At 60.0% G+C, this 16,490-nt stretch carries 17 protein-coding genes; 14 read left to right on the top strand and 3 right to left on the bottom strand.

Annotated elements, in window-relative coordinates:
• The first annotated feature begins 174 nt into the window (after positions 1–174).
• The 3 genes from AB4P91_RS26185 to ccoM all read left to right on the top strand — a co-directional run bounded on the left by AB4P91_RS26185 (position 175) and on the right by ccoM (position 1,069).
• Positions 175–516 (top strand): hypothetical protein, encoded by a 342-nt coding sequence (locus AB4P91_RS26185; RefSeq protein WP_042558000.1) that lies wholly within the window; start codon positions 175–177, stop codon positions 514–516.
• Positions 517–648: 132 nt separating this feature from the next.
• Positions 649–810: a hypothetical protein gene (locus AB4P91_RS26180; protein ID WP_191624051.1), complete on the top strand. Its 162-nt coding sequence runs from the start codon at positions 649–651 to the stop codon at positions 808–810.
• A gap of 145 nt (positions 811–955) precedes the next feature.
• Positions 956–1,069 carry a cytochrome c oxidase subunit CcoM gene (ccoM, locus tag AB4P91_RS26175; RefSeq protein ID WP_003222396.1) on the top strand — a complete coding sequence of 38 codons (114 nt, stop codon included), beginning with the start codon at positions 956–958 and terminating at the stop codon, positions 1,067–1,069.
• Between the two features lie 628 nt (positions 1,070–1,697).
• Here the strand turns inward: ccoM and AB4P91_RS26170 are convergent.
• On the bottom strand, positions 1,698–3,173 hold the full coding sequence (locus AB4P91_RS26170; RefSeq protein ID WP_042558001.1) for an inorganic phosphate transporter: 1,476 nt from the start codon (positions 3,171–3,173) through the stop codon (positions 1,698–1,700).
• Between the two features lie 371 nt (positions 3,174–3,544).
• Positions 3,545–3,745, bottom strand: coding sequence for a hypothetical protein (locus tag AB4P91_RS26165; protein ID WP_008080067.1), 201 nt, complete (start codon positions 3,743–3,745; stop codon positions 3,545–3,547).
• Between the two features lie 648 nt (positions 3,746–4,393).
• Here AB4P91_RS26165 and pcaR point away from each other — a divergent pair.
• From pcaR to pcaC, 11 genes are all read left to right on the top strand, one after another.
• Entirely contained in the window at positions 4,394–5,236 is an 843-nt protein-coding gene (gene pcaR / locus AB4P91_RS26160; protein WP_042558002.1) for a pca regulon transcriptional regulator PcaR, read from the top strand.
• Positions 5,237–5,530: 294 nt separating this feature from the next.
• Complete coding sequence (locus AB4P91_RS26155; RefSeq protein ID WP_150594431.1) at positions 5,531–6,877, top strand: MFS transporter; 1,347 nt, start codon at positions 5,531–5,533, stop codon at positions 6,875–6,877.
• 253 nt (positions 6,878–7,130) lie between these two features.
• Positions 7,131–7,988 (top strand): CoA transferase subunit A, encoded by an 858-nt coding sequence (locus AB4P91_RS26150; RefSeq protein ID WP_047300031.1) that lies wholly within the window; start codon positions 7,131–7,133, stop codon positions 7,986–7,988.
• The gene (locus AB4P91_RS26145; RefSeq protein ID WP_047300032.1) at positions 7,988–8,767 is read left to right on the top strand and encodes a CoA-transferase subunit beta; all 780 of its coding nucleotides are present in this window, start codon (positions 7,988–7,990) and stop codon (positions 8,765–8,767) included. The genes AB4P91_RS26150 and AB4P91_RS26145 overlap by 1 nt, the downstream gene beginning before the upstream one ends.
• A complete protein-coding gene (gene pcaF, locus AB4P91_RS26140) occupies positions 8,764–9,969 on the top strand; it encodes a 3-oxoadipyl-CoA thiolase (protein WP_191624050.1) in 1,206 nt (401 codons plus the stop codon). The genes AB4P91_RS26145 and pcaF overlap by 4 nt, the downstream gene beginning before the upstream one ends.
• A gap of 35 nt (positions 9,970–10,004) precedes the next feature.
• Positions 10,005–10,709 carry a protocatechuate 3,4-dioxygenase subunit beta gene (gene pcaH, locus AB4P91_RS26135; protein ID WP_150594429.1) on the top strand — a complete coding sequence of 235 codons (705 nt, stop codon included), beginning with the start codon at positions 10,005–10,007 and terminating at the stop codon, positions 10,707–10,709.
• A 1-nt stretch (position 10,710) separates the two neighbouring features.
• On the top strand, positions 10,711–11,277 hold the full coding sequence (gene pcaG, locus AB4P91_RS26130; protein WP_395603995.1) for a protocatechuate 3,4-dioxygenase subunit alpha: 567 nt from the start codon (positions 10,711–10,713) through the stop codon (positions 11,275–11,277).
• Between the two features lie 160 nt (positions 11,278–11,437).
• On the top strand, positions 11,438–12,733 hold the full coding sequence (locus AB4P91_RS26125) for an MFS family transporter (protein ID WP_150594427.1): 1,296 nt from the start codon (positions 11,438–11,440) through the stop codon (positions 12,731–12,733).
• Positions 12,734–12,779: 46 nt separating this feature from the next.
• Complete coding sequence (locus AB4P91_RS26120) at positions 12,780–14,144, top strand: 3-carboxy-cis,cis-muconate cycloisomerase (protein WP_395603994.1); 1,365 nt, start codon at positions 12,780–12,782, stop codon at positions 14,142–14,144.
• Between the two features lie 11 nt (positions 14,145–14,155).
• Entirely contained in the window at positions 14,156–14,947 is a 792-nt protein-coding gene (pcaD, locus tag AB4P91_RS26115; protein ID WP_395603993.1) for a 3-oxoadipate enol-lactonase, read from the top strand.
• Positions 14,948–14,957: 10 nt separating this feature from the next.
• The gene (gene pcaC / locus AB4P91_RS26110) at positions 14,958–15,350 is read left to right on the top strand and encodes a 4-carboxymuconolactone decarboxylase (protein ID WP_007917093.1); all 393 of its coding nucleotides are present in this window, start codon (positions 14,958–14,960) and stop codon (positions 15,348–15,350) included.
• A 94-nt stretch (positions 15,351–15,444) separates the two neighbouring features.
• On the opposite strand, the gene AB4P91_RS26105 is transcribed toward pcaC, so the two are convergent.
• Positions 15,445–16,251 carry a methyltransferase domain-containing protein gene (locus AB4P91_RS26105; RefSeq protein ID WP_395603992.1) on the bottom strand — a complete coding sequence of 269 codons (807 nt, stop codon included), beginning with the start codon at positions 16,249–16,251 and terminating at the stop codon, positions 15,445–15,447.
• Positions 16,252–16,490: the final 239 nt, after the last annotated feature.

Raw genomic sequence — 16,490 nt, 5'->3', positions numbered from 1 at the left:
TTAGGCGCAGCGGCAAGTTTTTAGCCACAAGCTGTGGCACGAACCGACGCGGTCATCTGTCAGTTTGCGAAGGTTGTTGGGCACCCGTGAGTGCCAACCTTGTCACAAGTTTGCGACCAGTGGCTCAAGGCACCTTCGCCGCAGCCGATAGCCTGCTGACAGGAGACCTCTTATATGTTGCCACCGATGCTCCCCTTGAGCGTTGTGCCAGTTACTTCCCAGCAGGATCCGATTCGTCAGCGACCGGACATTCCTCCTGTAGTGCCGGTGCAGGAAAGCTCGAACGAAAGCACGATCGATCTGCAAAAGCGTGATCCTGAAGAGGACGGTTTGCTGCTGCGCGAAGAACAGCGTCGCCAGCAGGAGCGCGATCGCCGTCGCCGCGAAGCCGATGAAGACCCTGAAGAACACCTCGCCGTGCCCGGCGACGAACTCAATGCCGACAACACCGTGCCCGTCGTGCCGCTGATGGAAGATCAGCCGCGTCAGGGTTTGTGGGTCGATATCGAGATCTGAGATTCGTCGTTTACATGAATGTTTTAGAGCGTTGGTGCTGGTGACTGGTCAGCGCTGGCGTCAGGCTGCATTATTGGCGCAGTCCTGCCGTTGTCGCGGCAGTTGTGATTATTTTTAGCGATGTATGTTGCCATGAGCCAAGACGACAAACTGATCGACCTCAATTCTGAGCGCGCCAAGCGCGTACATGACATCAAAGAGAAGCGCTTGAACGAAGTGCGCAATGCCTTCGAACAGGCAATGCCTTTGGGGAAGGCGAAGAAAAAATCGAAGAACAAGCCGAAAAAGCGTTGATCTCCTCCTGCATCCGTTGATGCATGTCAGTTATTTCCCCTCCTTTGCGTTCTGTGGTGGCCGAACTTGATCCTGGTCAATTATTGCCCCTGCGTGTTTGGTTAACTTAGTTCCATCGCAGCAGAGCAGGTTCAGGAGGCCAGTCATGTTTTTCGATAACGTGGTTTTTGCCGGAGTGCTGACCGTTGGCCTCATGGTTCTGTTTTTTGCAGGGTTTGGATTTTTTATCTGGAAGGACGCGAATAAGCGCAAGAAGTGATTCTTCTGGATTGATGAGCACGCAAGGCATTTTGGGCGACTTCGGTTGCCCTTTTTTTTGCCTTGGCGGCCTGTGGGCCGACCAGGTTGTTGGGGGGGCTGTGTGAATATCCGTTTTTTGGGTGATGGCTGAGTAGGGTTCCGCCCTTACGGCGGGTCACCTTTTCCAAGCGCCGAAAAGGTAACCCAAAAGGCTTTGCCCTGACGTTCGGCCCACTCGCTGGGGCTCGGGGTTCCTTCGCTCCGGGATCCATCCGGGGCATCGATTCCGGTTTGCTTCGCTGCACCTCCTTTCGATGTCCTCCCCGGATGAATCCCTCCACTCAGCCTGCCGACGGGCCTGAAGATCAAAAGCTCAGCCGAGCTAACGCTCATCCTGTTGAGTGGGGGAAGAGCGTGCGGTCGACTCTTGTTTTGTGGTGGGTTTTCCCTCGCGCCAGCCCTCTCCCTAGGGTGAGGGGCTCTTGATTTGCTGCCCCTTCGGCAGGCCGTACGCCGGGGCAAAGCCTTTTAGGTTAAGGGCGAAACCCTAAGCAGCCCTCACCGCAGCCAAGGATATGGCCCCAAATCCCAAACCAAAAAAAGGCGCGATCCTCTCGAATCGCGCCTTTTTCATTTCCAGCTATCTGTCAGCTACCCAACGCCTTGGACGCCAGCCAGAACAACCCGGCGGACAGTGCCACGGTCGCTGGCAGGGTCAGTACCCAGGCCAGCAGGATGGTGCGAACCGTCCCGCCTTGCAGGCCGCTCTTGTTGGCGACCATGGTACCGGCCACACCGGAGGAGAGGACGTGGGTGGTGGACACCGGCAGGCTGAAGATGTTGGCCATACCGATCAGGGTCGCGGTAGTGATCTGCGCCGACATGCCTTGCGAGTAGGTCATGCCTTGCTTGCCGATCTTCTCGCCGATGGTCAGTACTACGCGTTTCCAGCCGACCATGGTGCCCAGGCCCAAGGCCAGAGCGACCGCCAGAATCACCCAGAACGGGGCGTATTCGGTGGTGGTGGTCAGGTCCTTGCGCAGTTTGTCGAGGTCAGCCTTTTCACGTGGTTCCAGGCCAGGCAACTTGCCGACTTTCTTCGCAGTGTCGTCCAGGCACAGCAGGTAGCGACGGACTTCAATACGGCTTTCGGAAGACAGCGAGCGATAGTCCGCCACACCTTTAAGGGTGTGCAGCAGGGCGGAAATGGTTGGTTCGGTCTGCTGCGGGTTGCAGCGGAATTTCTCCGGCAGGTCGCCTTCCACGCTCTTGCCCAAGGCCAGGAATTCACCCAGCGAATCGCTGTTGCGCTGGTAGAACTGGCTCAGGTGAAGCGTCGCGTCGCGGGTGCGTTCGATCTGGTAGGTGGTGCTGTTCAGGTCGAGGACGAACTGGGCCGGTACGATACCGATCAGCACCAGCATGATCAGGCCGATGCCTTTCTGACCATCGTTGGAGCCGTGCACGAAGCTTACGGCCATGGCCGAGATCACCAGAACCAGGCGGTTCCAGAACGGTGGGTGCTTCTTGTCGTCGAGCTTGCGGCGTTGTTCCGGCGTCTTGTGCATCTTCGACAGCGGGCGCCACCATTTCAGACCGATCAGCACCAGCGCCGCGATCAGGAAGCCGGCCATTGGCGAGAACACCAAAGAGGCGCCGATGTCGATCGCCTTCTGCCAGTTCACACCATCGGCCAACGGAATGTCGTTGATCAAAGCGTTGGCCAGGCCGACACCGAGGATCGAACCGATCAGGGTGTGCGAGCTGGAGGCCGGGATACCGAAGTACCAGGTGCCAAGGTTCCAGGCGATTGCCGCGGCGAGCAACGAGAACACCATCGCCAGCCCGTGGCCGGTGTTCACGTTGATCAGCAGCTCAACCGGCAGCAAGTGGACAATGGCATACGCCACGCCAACGCCACCCAGCAGAACGCCGAGGAAGTTGAACACGCCGGAAAAGAACACCGCCAGGTGAGGCGGCATGGCTTTGGTGTAGATAACAGTGGCTACCGCGTTAGCGGTGTCATGAAATCCATTGATGAACTCGAAGGCGAGGACGAATGTCAGGGCGAGCAGGAGGCTCACAAGCACCCAAGCATCCAGTCCGCTGAATAAATCGATCATGAAGGTTTTCTGACCCGGTCGTAAGGGGGCGCGATTATGCCAGAAAAGTCTCGAAATCGATGCCCTACCTGCTAATCAGTAACACTCTTATTCGAATTAATTTGTTGCAGCGCATTAAAACCAAGCGGCGCGCAGGGTTTTTCAACTTGCTGATTTTATTGGGAAAAGCCAGTGATGGCAGGGCTTTTGACCCATAAAAAACGGGCTCATACGCTTGTCTGAAATATAAATGAAACCTGTAAGAAGCTCCCCATCACCCTGTAGGACGGGGCAATGGCTGCTGCCCGCGGATAGCGGGCGCACAGGGCATCGTCGTCACACCGCGCTTGTAAACGGTGCGCACTGACCCTCGAATATCAAAACCGGTTGGCTCATGGCTCTTCGGCTTTGAGTTCCTTTTCGATCTTTTCGATTTCCTGCTTGAAGACCTGATCCTGAACGGTGGGGCGCTTGCGCCACGCCTTGCGTTCGGGTTCTGGCTGAGCGGCGTAGGTGGTGACTTCCCCGCCGTAAACTTCCTTGTAACGTTGTTCCTGGCGCTCAAGTTCCGCGCGCAGTTCGTCTTTCGTCACAGTGCTACCTGTATGAGTTGAGTTAAATGTCTGGTGAAACGCACTGCAACGAATCGATTGAGCAATTTACCGAAGGCCAACACCTGAACAGGCGTTGCTGGGATCGGCAAGACGATCAAGACTTGCGTATAGCAGGCGGCTACGGCACCAGATTAAAACTGACGCAGCATCAGTTTCCAGTTTCAGCGAGCGTTGGCGTTACATTGACAATAAGTGCCAGGCGCTGGCCGGGGCCGACAGCGATGGACATCGCGTCAGCGGGTGGCGACCCCGGTATTTGAGAACGGGGTCCCACTGAGGTGCATTATAGCGGTCGATTCGGGAATGACTATCTTTGCCAAGTTAAAAACGGTTCCGGATGTGTGATCGTTTTGTTACTCGCAACTTTATATCGCTAGTTGAACTGCGCACAGACCGTTATTGGCGAAGTGATCTGTTTTTGACGTCATTTAGTCGGGCAACTCAGATGAAAATTCAACGGGCCGACAAAGTCAGCAAACGTCACATGAGGTCACGCAAACGCTGCCTGATCAATTGCGATAATCGGTCGGCGGTTCGATAATCGCCCAATCTTCGCGTGGCAACCCTTGTGCATCCCGCCGCGAGCCGCTTGTATAGCCATCGATCCGTGCCGGATAAGGACCTGAAATGAACGATCAAATGCGCAATTCCTTCACTTCCGTGGCGCCGCCGATCGTCGCCTCGCCGGCCAAGCGCATTCAGGCGCTGACGGGGGATCCGGATTTCATGACCTCGCTGGCCCGTGGCCTGGCGGTGGTTCAGGCATTTCAGGAGCGCAAACGGCACCTGACCATCGCCCAGATCAGTCATCGCACGGAAATCCCCCGCGCTGCCGTGCGCCGTTGCCTGCACACCTTGATCAAACTCGGCTACGCCACCACGGACGGTCGCACCTACTCGTTGCTGCCCAAAGTGCTGACCCTCGGCCACGCTTATCTGTCATCGACGCCGCTGGCCGTGTCCGCCCAGCCGTACCTCGACCGCATGAGCGAGCAACTGCATGAAGCCTGCAACATGGCCACGCTGGAGGGCGATGACATTCTGTACATCGCCCGTTCGGCGACCACCCAGCGTTTGATCTCGGTGGATCTGTCGGTGGGCGGGCGCCTGCCGGCGTATTGCACGTCGATGGGGCGGATTCTGCTGGCGGCGCTGGACGACACGTCGTTAGGTGAATACCTCGACCACGCCGAACTCGTTGCCAAGACCAGCCGCACGATCCACACCCCGGACGCCTTGCTCGAATGCTTGCAGCAAGTGCGGCAGCAGGGCTGGTGCATTGTCGATCAGGAACTGGAACAAGGCCTGCGCTCGATTGCCGTACCGGTCTACGACGCCTCCGGCCAGGTGGTGGCGGCGCTCAACGTCAGCACCCACGCCGGTCGTGTCAGTCGCACCGAGTTGGAGCAGCGCTTTCTGCCGGGCCTGCTCAGCGCCAGTCGCGACCTCAGTGCGCAGCTGTTTGCCTGATGAAGCTGTTCGATAAACGCACAGTGTTGCGTTTATCGAATTGACGCTAAAACCCCTGGATCATTAATGTCGCGGCAGCGTCATCCGGCGCTGATGTGAATGAGCTCGCCGGACTGCCGACTCCCATAATAATGACAAGAGGCAACTCACCATGCGCATGCTCCCCGACTGTCTCCGCACTGATCGCTGTTGCCGGATTCAACGCAACGCCTGATCCCGACCTTCTATTCTTGTGCCTGTGCCGCTCTCTGGCCGGCCGCCGTTCGACTGCGTTTTTTGCGTGGAATAAAAATAATGAACCAGCCTCAGTCCGCTGTGGGTAACTGCCTCGATGTGCAGACCTTCATCAATGCTCAACCAATCTCGCGCTATCAATGGCGGGTGGTAATCCTGTGTTTCCTGATTGTTTTTCTCGATGGCCTCGACACTGCGGCAATGGGCTTTATTGCCCCGGCGTTGTCGCAGGATTGGGGCATCGACCGCGCCAGCCTCGGCCCCGTGATGAGCGCCGCGTTGATCGGCATGGTCTTCGGCGCACTCGGTTCCGGGCCTCTGGCAGACCGCTTCGGGCGCAAAGTCGTGCTGGTCGGCGCGGTATTTCTGTTCGGCGCGTTTAGCCTGGCGTCGGCCTACGCCACCAACATCGAAGAGCTTCTGGTCCTGCGTTTCCTCACCGGGTTGGGCCTGGGCGCCGGTATGCCCAACGCCACGACGCTGCTCTCGGAATACACCCCGGAGCGCAAGAAGTCGTTGTTGGTGACCAGCATGTTCTGCGGCTTCAACCTCGGCATGGCCGGTGGCGGGTTCATTTCGGCGAAGCTGATCCCGGCGTTCGGCTGGCACAGCCTGTTGCTGATCGGCGGAATTCTGCCGCTGATTCTCACCGTGGTGCTGGTGTTCTGGCTGCCGGAATCGGCGCGCTATCTGGTGGTGCGCAACCGTGGCACTGACAAAGTGCGCAAGACGTTGGCGCCAATCGATCCGGTTACCGTCGCCCAGGCCTCAAGCTTCAGCGTGCCGGAACAGAAAACCGTCAAGGCACGCAATGTGTTCGCGGTGATCTTCTCCGGCACCTACAGCACCGGCACCTTGTTGTTATGGCTGACCTATTTCATGGGCCTGGTGATCGTCTATCTGCTGACCAGTTGGCTGCCGACGCTAATGCGTGACAGCGGCGCGAGCATGGAGCAGGCAGCGTTCATCGGTGCGTTGTTCCAGTTCGGCGGGGTGTTGAGCGCGGTCGGCGTAGGCTGGGCGATGGACCGGTTCAATCCGCACAAGGTCATTGGCACTTTCTACCTGCTGGCCGGGGTGTTTGCCTACGCGGTGGGGCAGAGCCTGGGCAACATCACGCTGCTGGCGACGCTGGTGCTGGTGGCGGGGATGTGCGTCAACGGCGCGCAATCGGCAATGCCGTCGCTGGCAGCGCGGTTCTATCCAACCCAGGGCCGGGCGACCGGTGTGTCGTGGATGCTCGGGATCGGCCGTTTTGGCGCGATTCTCGGGGCGTGGATGGGCGCGACGTTGCTCGGATTGGGCTGGAATTTTGAGCAGGTGTTGACGGCATTGGTGATTCCGGCGGCGTTGGCGACTGCCGCTGTCGTGATCAAGGGCATAGTCAGTCATGCGGATGCCACCTGACAGGTTGGTGTGAAGCGAAAAGATCGCAGCTCCTGCATTGGGAATGCGTACCCCTGTAGGAGCTGCCGAAGGCTGCGATCTTGTGCAGGCAACACAGAACGATAGGCTGGCAACAATCCGTTCGATAAACGAACACTCAGTCGATTATCGGATTGTTTGGTGATTTTCACAGGCTTAATCTTCAGTGACTCCGGCGCTGAACCTCGCGCCTTTTTATCACTGGCGATCCACTACAAAAACGGGAGCCCGCTCCATGGCTGAGATCCTTTCGCTGCACGACGCGGTGAAGCAATTCGTCAACGACGGCGACACCGTTGCGCTCGAAGGCTTCACTCACCTGATCCCTACGGCGGCGGGTCATGAAATCATTCGTCAGGGCAAGAAAGATCTGACGCTGGTGCGGATGACGCCTGACCTGATCTACGACCAACTGATCGGTGCCGGCTGTGCGCGTAAACTGATTTTCTCCTGGGGCGGAAATCCGGGTGTGGGTTCGCTGCACCGTCTGCGCGACGCGGTCGAGAAGCAATGGCCGCAGCCGCTGGAAATCGAAGAACACAGCCACGCCGACCTGGCCAATGCCTACGTCGCTGGCGCTTCCGGCCTACCGTTCGCGGTGCTGCGAGCCTATGCCGGTTCTGACCTGCCGAAGGTCAATCCACTGATCAAGTCCGTCACTTGCCCGTTCACCGGTGAAGTATTGGCGGCGGTGCCATCGGTGCGCCCGGACGTCACGGTGATCCACGCGCAGAAAGCCGACCGCAAAGGCAACGTGCTGCTGTGGGGCATTCTCGGCGTGCAGAAGGAAGCCGCACTGGCCGCCAAGCGCTGCATTGTCACCGTCGAAGAAATAGTCGATGACCTCAATGCGCCAATGAACTCCTGTGTTCTGCCGACCTGGGCCCTGAGTGCGGTGTGCCATGTGCCCGGTGGCGCGCACCCGTCCTACGCCCACGGTTACAACGAGCGCGATAACCGTTTCTATCAGGCGTGGGATCCGATCGCCCGTGACCGTGAGACGTTTACTGCGTGGATCAACGAATACATCCATGGCAGCGCTGATTTCAGCGAATTCCAGGCCAAGTTGGCCGCTGCTTCGGAGGCCAAGTAATGACTTACACCACCAATGAAATGATGACCGTCGCCGCGGCCCGTCGTCTGAAAAACGGCTCGGTGTGCTTCGTCGGTATCGGCCTGCCCTCCAAGGCTGCCAACCTCGCACGCCTGACCTCGTCGCCAGACGTGGTGCTGATCTACGAATCGGGCCCGATTGGCGCCAAGCCAAGCGTGTTGCCGCTGTCCATCGGTGACGGCGAACTGGCGGAAACCGCTGACACCGTGGTGCCGACCGGTGAGATTTTTCGCTATTGGTTGCAGGGCGGACGCATCGACGTCGGTTTTCTCGGCGCGGCGCAGGTCGACCGCTTCGGCAATATCAATACCACCGTGGTGGGCGACTACCACGCGCCGAAAGTGCGTCTGCCGGGTGCCGGTGGCGCGCCGGAGATTGCCGGTTCGGCGAAAAGCGTGCTGATCATCCTTAAACAGTCGGCGCGTTCGTTTGTCGACAAGCTCGATTTCATCACCTCGGTCGGTCATGGCGAGGGCGGTGATTCCCGCAAACGTCTGGGCCTGCCGGGCGCTGGCCCGGTCGGCATCATCACCGACCTGTGCACCATGGAGCCGGAAGAGGGCACCCATGAGTTCGTGGTCACCGCGCTGCATCCTGGCGTGACACGCGAGCAAGTGATCGCCGCCACCGGTTGGGCCATCCGTTTTGCCGACAACGTCGCCACCACTGCCGAACCGAGCGAAGTCGAACTGACCGCGCTACGCGATCTCGAAGCGCGCACCGCGGCGGCCCACGGTCAGGCACCAGGAGAAGCATGATGCGTGAGGTTTATATCTGCGACGCGATTCGCACCCCCATTGGCCGTTTCGGCGGTGGTCTGGCCGCCGTGCGCGCCGACGATCTGGCTGCCGTGCCGATCAAGGCGTTGATGGAGCGCAATCCATCGGTGGACTGGACCGCAATCGACGAGGTGTTCCTCGGTTGCGCCAACCAGGCCGGCGAAGACAACCGCAACGTCGCGCGCATGGCGTTGCTGCTGGCGGGCCTGCCGGAAACCGTGCCGGGCGTGACCCTCAATCGCCTCTGCGCTTCGGGCATGGATGCGATTGGTACCGCGTTCCGTGCGATCGCCAGCGGCGAAATGGAGCTGGCGATTGCCGGCGGCGTCGAGTCGATGTCCCGCGCGCCGTTTGTGATGGGCAAGGCTGACGCGGCGTTTTCGCGCAACATGAAACTGGAAGACACCACCATCGGTTGGCGTTTTATCAACCCGTTGATGAAGGCGCAGTACGGCGTCGATGCGATGCCGCAGACTGCCGACAACGTCGCTGATGACTATGAAATTTCCCGAGAGGATCAGGACGCTTTCGCCCTGCGCAGTCAGCAACGTACTGCGGCCGCGCAGGCAGCCGGCTACTTCGCCGAAGAAATCATCGAGGTGCGGATCGCGCACAAGAAGGGCGAAACCGTGGTCAGCCAGGATGAACATCCGCGTGCCGACACCACGATTGAAGCGCTGAGCAAACTGAAACCGGTCAACGGCCCGGACAAAACCGTCACCGCCGGCAATGCCTCCGGGGTCAACGACGGCGCGGCCGCGCTGATTCTGGCCTCGGCTGACGCGGTGAAAAAACACGGCCTGACTGCCCGCGCCAGAGTGCTGGGCATGGCCAGTGCCGGGGTAGCGCCACGGGTGATGGGCATCGGCCCGGTGCCGGCGGTGCGCAAACTCATCGAGCGCCTTGGTCTGGCGGTCGGTGATTTTGATGTGATCGAACTCAACGAAGCCTTCGCCAGCCAAGGCCTGGCAGTGCTGCGTGAATTAGGGCTGGCGGACGATGCCGCGCAGGTCAACCCGAACGGCGGCGCGATTGCCCTGGGGCACCCGTTGGGCATGAGCGGTGCACGGCTGGTGCTGACTGCCCTGCATCAGCTGGAAAAAACCGGTGGCAAGAAAGGTCTGGCGACCATGTGCGTCGGAGTCGGTCAAGGTCTGGCCCTGGCCATCGAACGCGTCTGACGCCGCCGTGACGAAGAAGAACAGAGGAAAGCGAAATGTCTGACAAGCCTGGTTACCGTCGCCCGCAGGAAGGCACCCAGCCTGAGTACCTGCACCCGGCGTATCAATCCACCAATCTGCGCTCGCCATCGAAGCCGTTGGTGTTTCTGCCGCATTCGCTGTCGGAAATCACCGGTCCGACCATCGGCGCCGAGCGTGTTGCCGAGAAGGACAACGACCTGACCGCCCAACACGACGGCGAGCCGCAGGGCGAGCGCATCATCATCCATGGCCGTGTGCTCGACGAAAACGGCTTGCCGGTGCCGGGGATTCTGGTGGAGATCTGGCAGGCCAACGCCGCCGGCCGCTACAACCACAAGCGCGATCTGCACGACGCGCCGCTGGACCCGAACTTCACCGGCACCGGCCGCACCGTGACCGATGCCGACGGCTGGTATCAGTTCCAGACCATCAAGCCTGGCGCCTATCCGTGGGGTAATCACCACAATGCCTGGCGCCCGGCGCACATCCACTTTTCGTTGTTCGGGCCGAGCATCCTCACCCGACTGGTCACGCAGATGTATTTCCCCGGCGATCCGCTGCTGGCCTACGACCCGATCTACAACTGCGTGCCAGACACGTCGGCCAAGGAACGTCTGATCGCCAGTTTCGATCTGGAGAAAACCATTCCGTCCTACGCCCTCGGTTATCGCTGGGACATCGTGCTGCGCGGGCGTGAAGCCACGCCGATGGAGAAATAAGATGACGCTGACTGCGACCACGTCCCACACCGTCGGGCCGTATTACCACATCGGCCTGACCTGGCTGAACCGCGAAAACCTCGCCAATGAACAAACCCTCGGCGAGCGCGTGGCGATCACCGGTCAAGTGGTGGACGGCAACGGCGATGTCGTCAACGACGCCATGCTTGAAGTGTGGCAGGCGAATGCCGCTGGCAAGTACGACCACCCGGAAGACGAGCAGGACAAACCCCTCGATCCGCATTTCGAAGGATTTGGCCGGGTGCCGGTGGATGCGCAAGGGCGCTTCCGTTTCACCACGATCAAACCGGGTACGGTTGAGGGCCTGAAGGGCTCGACCCAGGCGCCGCATCTGGTGGTGCTGGTGTTTGCACGCGGGCTGGTGAAGCACTTGCTGACGCGGATCTACTTTGAGGGTGAACCGGCCAACGTGGCTGATCCGCTGCTCGAATGCGTGCCGGCCGAACGTCGTGCGACGTTGCTGGCCAGGCCGGATGCGTCGGGGGTTTATCAGTGGAATGTGATTTTGCAGGGCACTGAGGCCGAGACGGTGTTCTTCGATTATTGAGATCAAGAGCAAAAGATCGCAGCCTTCGGCAGCTCCTACCTTTGGAATGTACTTTCTGTAGGCGCCGCCGAAGGCTGCGATCTTTTGATGTTCCAGCGTGTGGAACGGGACTGTTGCAAAGTGTGTCTAGACTCTGACTGTCCCTATTGAGTGAAAAATAATGACAACCCAGACCTCCCATTACACCGGTGAAGAGCGCAGCAAGCGCATCTTCGCGATTGTCGGCGCTTCGTCGGGCAACCTCGTCGAATGGTTCGACTTCTACGTCTACGCCTTCTGCGCGATTTATTTCGCCCCGGCGTTTTTCCCCTCCGACAATCCCACTGTACAACTGGTCAACACCGCTGGCGTGTTCGCCGCAGGCTTCCTGATGCGCCCGATTGGCGGCTGGATTTTTGGCCGGGTGGCGGACAAGCACGGCCGCAAGAACTCGATGCTGATCTCGATTCTGATGATGTGCTTCGGTTCGTTGCTCATCGCCTGCCTGCCGACTTACAAGGACATCGGCGTCTGGGCGCCGGTGCTGTTGCTGTTCGCACGTCTGCTGCAAGGCCTCTCGGTCGGCGGCGAGTACGGCACCACCGCGACCTACATGAGCGAAGTGGCGCTCAAGGGCCAGCGCGGTTTTTTTGCCTCGTTCCAGTACGTGACGCTGATCGGCGGACAATTGCTGGCGGTGTCGCTGGTGGTGGTGCTGCAACAGTTCCTCACTGAAGACGACCTGCGTGCCTACGGCTGGCGGATTCCGTTTGTGGTCGGTGCGGTGGCGGCGCTGATTTCGCTGTTCCTGCGCCGTTCGCTGAAAGAAACCACCAGCAAGGAAATGCGCGAGAACAAGGACGCCGGCAGCATCCGCGCGTTGTTCCGCGATCACAAAGCCGCGTTCATCACCGTGCTCGGTTACACCGCCGGTGGTTCGTTGATTTTCTACACGTTCACCACGTACATGCAGAAATACCTGGTGAACACCGCGGGCATGCACGCCAAGACCGCGAGTTACATCATGACCGGCGCGCTGTTCCTTTATATGTGCATGCAGCCGCTGTTCGGCATGCTCGCCGACAAGATCGGCCGACGCAGTTCGATGCTCTGGTTCGGCGCCCTCGGTACGTTGTTCACGGTGCCGATCCTGCTTAGCCTAAAGGTTGTCAGCAGTCCGTTTCTGGCGTTTGTGCTGATCACCGTGGCGCTGGCCATCGTCAGTTTCTACACCTCGATCAGTGGTCTGGTGAAAGCCGAAATGTTCCCGCCGGAAGTCCGCGCCCTCGGCGTCGGCCTGGCGTATGCGGTGGCGAACGCGATCTTCGGGGGTTCGGCGGAATTCGTTGCGCTGAGCCTCAAGGCTGGCGGCATGGAAAACGTCTTCTACTGGTACGTCACGGCGATGATGGCGGTGGCCTTCCTGTTCAGCCTGCGGTTACCGAAGCAGGCGAAATATTTGCACCACGATCTGTAACCCCATGTGCCCGGGCCGCGATGGCCCGCGCCGGCAAGGACTGTTTATGACTCAGCGACCGGGCAATCAATTGTTCGATGCCTACTTCACCGCCCGCGATATGCGCGAGGTGTTCTGCGATCAGGGACGCGTGCAGGCGATGCTTGACGTCGAAGCGGCGCTGGCTCGGGCTGAGGCGCGGGTAGGATTGATCCCGGCGAGCGCTGTTGCGCCCATCGAGAAGGCCTGTCGCGCCGACCTCTATGACTTCGCCGCGTTGGGCGAGGCGATTGCCACGGCGGGCAATTCGGCGATTCCACTGGTCAAGGCGTTGGGCAAGCAGATTGCCGCAACCGACACCGAGGCCGAGCGGTATGTGCATCTGGGCGCGACCAGTCAGGACGTGATGGATACCGGGTTGGTCCTGCAATTGCGTCAGGCGCTGGATCTGATCGAAAGTGATCTGGCGCAACTGGCCGATGCGCTTGCTGCGCAGGCTCCGCGCCACGCGGCAACGCCAATGGCCGGGCGCACGTGGTTGCAACACGCGACACCGGTGACTCTGGGCATGAAAATCGCCGGATGGCTCGGCGCCGTGACCCGCAGCCGCCAGCGTTTGCGCGAGCTGAAACCCCGTCTGCTGGTGCTGCAATTCGGCGGAGCGTCGGGCACCCTCGCGGCATTGGGCGAACAGGCATTGCCGATTGCTCAAGCCTTGGCCGAAGAACTGCAATTGACCTTGCCGGAACAGCCGTGGCACACCCAGCGTGATCGCGTGGTGGAGTTCGGTGCGGTACTGGGTTTGATCGCCGGAAGCCTCGGCAAACTTGGCCGCGACATCAGTCTGTTGATGCAGACCGAAGCGGCGGAGGTTTTCGAGCCATCGGCACCGGGCAAGGGCGGTTCGTCAACCATGCCGCACAAGCGCAATCCGGTCGGCGCCGCCGTGTTGATCGGCGCCGCCACGCGAGTGCCGGGGCTGGTGTCGACGCTGTTCAGTGCGATGCCGCAGGAGCACGAGCGCAGCCTCGGTCTGTGGCATGCCGAATGGGAAACCTTGCCGGAAATCTGCTGCCTCGTCTCGGGCTCACTGCAACAGGCGCGCCTGTTGGCGGATGGCTTGGAGGTAGACGCCGCACGCATGGCGCGCAACCTCGACCTGACCCAAGGGCTGGTGCTGGCCGAAGCGGTGAGCATCGTGCTCGCACAACGGGTTGGCCGCGACACGGCGCATTACTTGCTCGAACAATGCTGCAAACGTGCCGTGGCCGAACAGCGCCACTTGCGCGCCGTGCTCGGTGACGAACCGCAGGTCACTGCGCAATTGAGCAGCGCTGAACTGGACAATCTTTTGAACCCCGCCCACTACCTCGGTCAGGCGCAGGTCTGGGTCGAGCGTGCGGTGGCCGAACACAACGCTTTGACTGTCTGAAGGAGAGGGCTGTGGCTTTCGTTCAACTCGCCGATGGCGAACTGCACTATCAAATTGAAGGCCCGGTCGATGCGCCGGTGCTGGTGCTGTCCAACTCACTGGGCACCGACCTGCACATGTGGGACGTGCAGATGCCGGCATTCACCGAGCACTTTCGCGTGCTGCGTTTCGACACACGCGGGCACGGCAAGTCGTTGGTGACGCCGGGGCCGTACAGCATCGAGCAACTGGGCCACGACGTGCTCGGGCTGCTGGATGCGCTGCACATCGAGCGCGCGCATTTCTGCGGGTTATCGATGGGCGGGTTGATCGGTCAGTGGTTGGGGATCAATGCCGGGCATCGGCTGCACAAACTGATCGTGTGCAACACGGCAGCGAAAATCGGCGATCCGTCAGTGTGGAACCCGCGCATTGAAACCGTCATGCGTGACGGTGCGCCAGCAATGGTTGCGCTGCGCGATGCGTCGATTGCCCGTTGGTTTACGCCGGATTTCTCAGCGGCGCAACCGGCGGCGGCCAAGCAGATTACCGACATGCTCGCGGCGACTTCGCCAGAAGGTTATGCGGCCAATTGCGCGGCGGTGCGTGATGCCGATTTCCGGGAACAACTGGCCTCGATCATCGTGCCGTTGCTGGTGATCGCCGGCACTGAAGACGCGGTGACGCCACCGTCCGGTGGCCACTTCATCCAAGAGCATGTGCGCGGTGCCGACTACGCCGAGTTCTACGCGGCGCACCTTTCAAACGTGCAGGCGGGTGCCGCTTTCAGCGATCGCGTGCTGGCTTTTTTAAAGGATCAGTGAGGAAGTTTTTGTGGACGAGAAACAACGTTACGACGAAGGCATGCAGGTTCGCCGCGCGGTGTTGGGCGACGCGCATGTCGATCGCAGCCTGACCACACTGACCGAGTTCAATTCGGAATTTCAGGAGATGATCACCCGCCACGCTTGGGGCGACATCTGGACCCGCCCAGGTTTGCCTCGGCATACCCGCAGCCTGATCACCATCGCCATGCTGATCGGCATGAACCGCGAGGGCGAACTGAAACTGCACCTGCGCGCCGCGGCCAATAACGGCGTGAGCCGTGGCGAGATCAAGGAAGTGATCATGCAGAGCGCGATCTACTGCGGGATTCCGGCAGCGAACGCGACGTTTCATCTGGCTGAGTCGGTGTGGGATGAGCTGGGTGTTGAATCCCGGGAGTGATTGTCGGGTTTGAAAGATCGCAGCCTTCGGCGGCTCCTAGAGGGGACTGCATTGCATATTGTAGGAGTTGCCGAAGGCTGCGATTTTTTGATCTTCAGACGGTGGCCACAATGAAAATGCGCTTGAACGGAAACAGCGTGTGCCCGTTTTCTTCCTGCGGATAATGCGCATGCACGCGCATCAGAAAGTGATAGATGAAGCGCGCCTGTTCCTCCGACGTCAGCGCCTGCATCACCGGCCTTAGCGCCGACACTTTTATCCAGTCATACACCGGCGACTTGCCGTCCACCACTTGCAATTGCTCGGTCTCCCAGATGTCCAGCGACGCGGTCAGCGGTGCAAGCAAACGGTAGTAATCCTCAAGTGACAACAACGGCCGCGCGGCCATGCGCTGGCGCAGTTGCGGTGTGCCCAATGGCGTGTTGCCGGGGCCGGCCTCGTCGAGGGTGTCGAGCATCAGTCGATACCACAATGCATCGCGCCAGTCCGGCATGTGCGCTGCCAGGCAGCCTCCATCATTGAGCAGACCCAGCAGGTTCGGCAGTAACGTTTCATGACCGTTGATGAAATGCAGGACCGCCGCGGCGAACAGCAGGTCAGCCGGTTGTTCGGGTCGCCAGTCGAGCAAGTCGCAGTGCTGCCACGATGCGTTGATCGGCAGGCAGCGGGCTTGTTCAAGCATTTGCTGTGAGCTGTCGATTCCCTGCAGTTGCGCGTTTGGCCAGCGCTCGGCTAACAACTGAGTGGCAATGCCCGTGCCGCAACCAAGGTCGTAAATACGCTGTGGGGTTTGCAGGTCGACACGGTCGAGCAGTTCGTTGACCGGGCGTTGCCTGAGACGGGAAAACTGCTGGTAAGCCTTGGCATCCCAGTCGGGTGCCGCTTTGAGTCGAGCGATCATGAGGCGGTCCTCCAGTGATCAGCAGTGTCTTCCGTGACAACCTGGCTCAAGTCTTGGGGACCAACTACAACAGATAACGGAAGTGGGTAGGGTCGTACACCTGAGTCCTTCAGGTTTTTCAACTCTACTCGCCAGCAAAAAAAGCTCCAGCCGACCTGACGGGTGGCGTCTTGATGCGGTTTTTTTTGTAGGAACTGCGGCCCGCTGCGATCGTTTGATTTTGTTTTCAGGATCAGAAG

It is taken from the genome of Pseudomonas sp. B21128, from assembly GCF_044218865.1.
GTDB lineage: Bacteria > Pseudomonadota > Gammaproteobacteria > Pseudomonadales > Pseudomonadaceae > Aquipseudomonas > Aquipseudomonas iridis.
Note: the sequence above shows the minus strand (reverse complement) of the source record. Positions and strands in the feature narration are given on the sequence as shown.

Bases quoted from the DNA above. Each gene is read 5' to 3' on its own strand.
- AB4P91_RS26185 (WP_042558000.1), top strand. From the start codon at position 175: ATGTTGCCACCGATGCTCCCCTTGAGCGTTGTGCCAGTTACTTCCCAG.
- AB4P91_RS26180 (WP_191624051.1), top strand. From the start codon at position 649: ATGAGCCAAGACGACAAACTGATCGACCTCAATTCTGAGCGCGCCAAG.
- ccoM (WP_003222396.1), top strand. From the start codon at position 956: ATGTTTTTCGATAACGTGGTTTTTGCCGGAGTGCTGACCGTTGGCCTC.
- AB4P91_RS26170 (WP_042558001.1), bottom strand. From the start codon at position 3,173: ATGATCGATTTATTCAGCGGACTGGATGCTTGGGTGCTTGTGAGCCTC.
- pcaR (WP_042558002.1), top strand. From the start codon at position 4,394: ATGAACGATCAAATGCGCAATTCCTTCACTTCCGTGGCGCCGCCGATC.
- AB4P91_RS26155 (WP_150594431.1), top strand. From the start codon at position 5,531: ATGAACCAGCCTCAGTCCGCTGTGGGTAACTGCCTCGATGTGCAGACC.
- AB4P91_RS26150 (WP_047300031.1), top strand. From the start codon at position 7,131: ATGGCTGAGATCCTTTCGCTGCACGACGCGGTGAAGCAATTCGTCAAC.
- AB4P91_RS26145 (WP_047300032.1), top strand. From the start codon at position 7,988: ATGACTTACACCACCAATGAAATGATGACCGTCGCCGCGGCCCGTCGT.
- pcaF (WP_191624050.1), top strand. From the start codon at position 8,764: ATGATGCGTGAGGTTTATATCTGCGACGCGATTCGCACCCCCATTGGC.
- pcaH (WP_150594429.1), top strand. From the start codon at position 10,005: ATGTCTGACAAGCCTGGTTACCGTCGCCCGCAGGAAGGCACCCAGCCT.
- pcaG (WP_395603995.1), top strand. From the start codon at position 10,711: ATGACGCTGACTGCGACCACGTCCCACACCGTCGGGCCGTATTACCAC.
- AB4P91_RS26125 (WP_150594427.1), top strand. From the start codon at position 11,438: ATGACAACCCAGACCTCCCATTACACCGGTGAAGAGCGCAGCAAGCGC.
- AB4P91_RS26120 (WP_395603994.1), top strand. From the start codon at position 12,780: ATGACTCAGCGACCGGGCAATCAATTGTTCGATGCCTACTTCACCGCC.
- AB4P91_RS26105 (WP_395603992.1), bottom strand. From the start codon at position 16,251: ATGATCGCTCGACTCAAAGCGGCACCCGACTGGGATGCCAAGGCTTAC.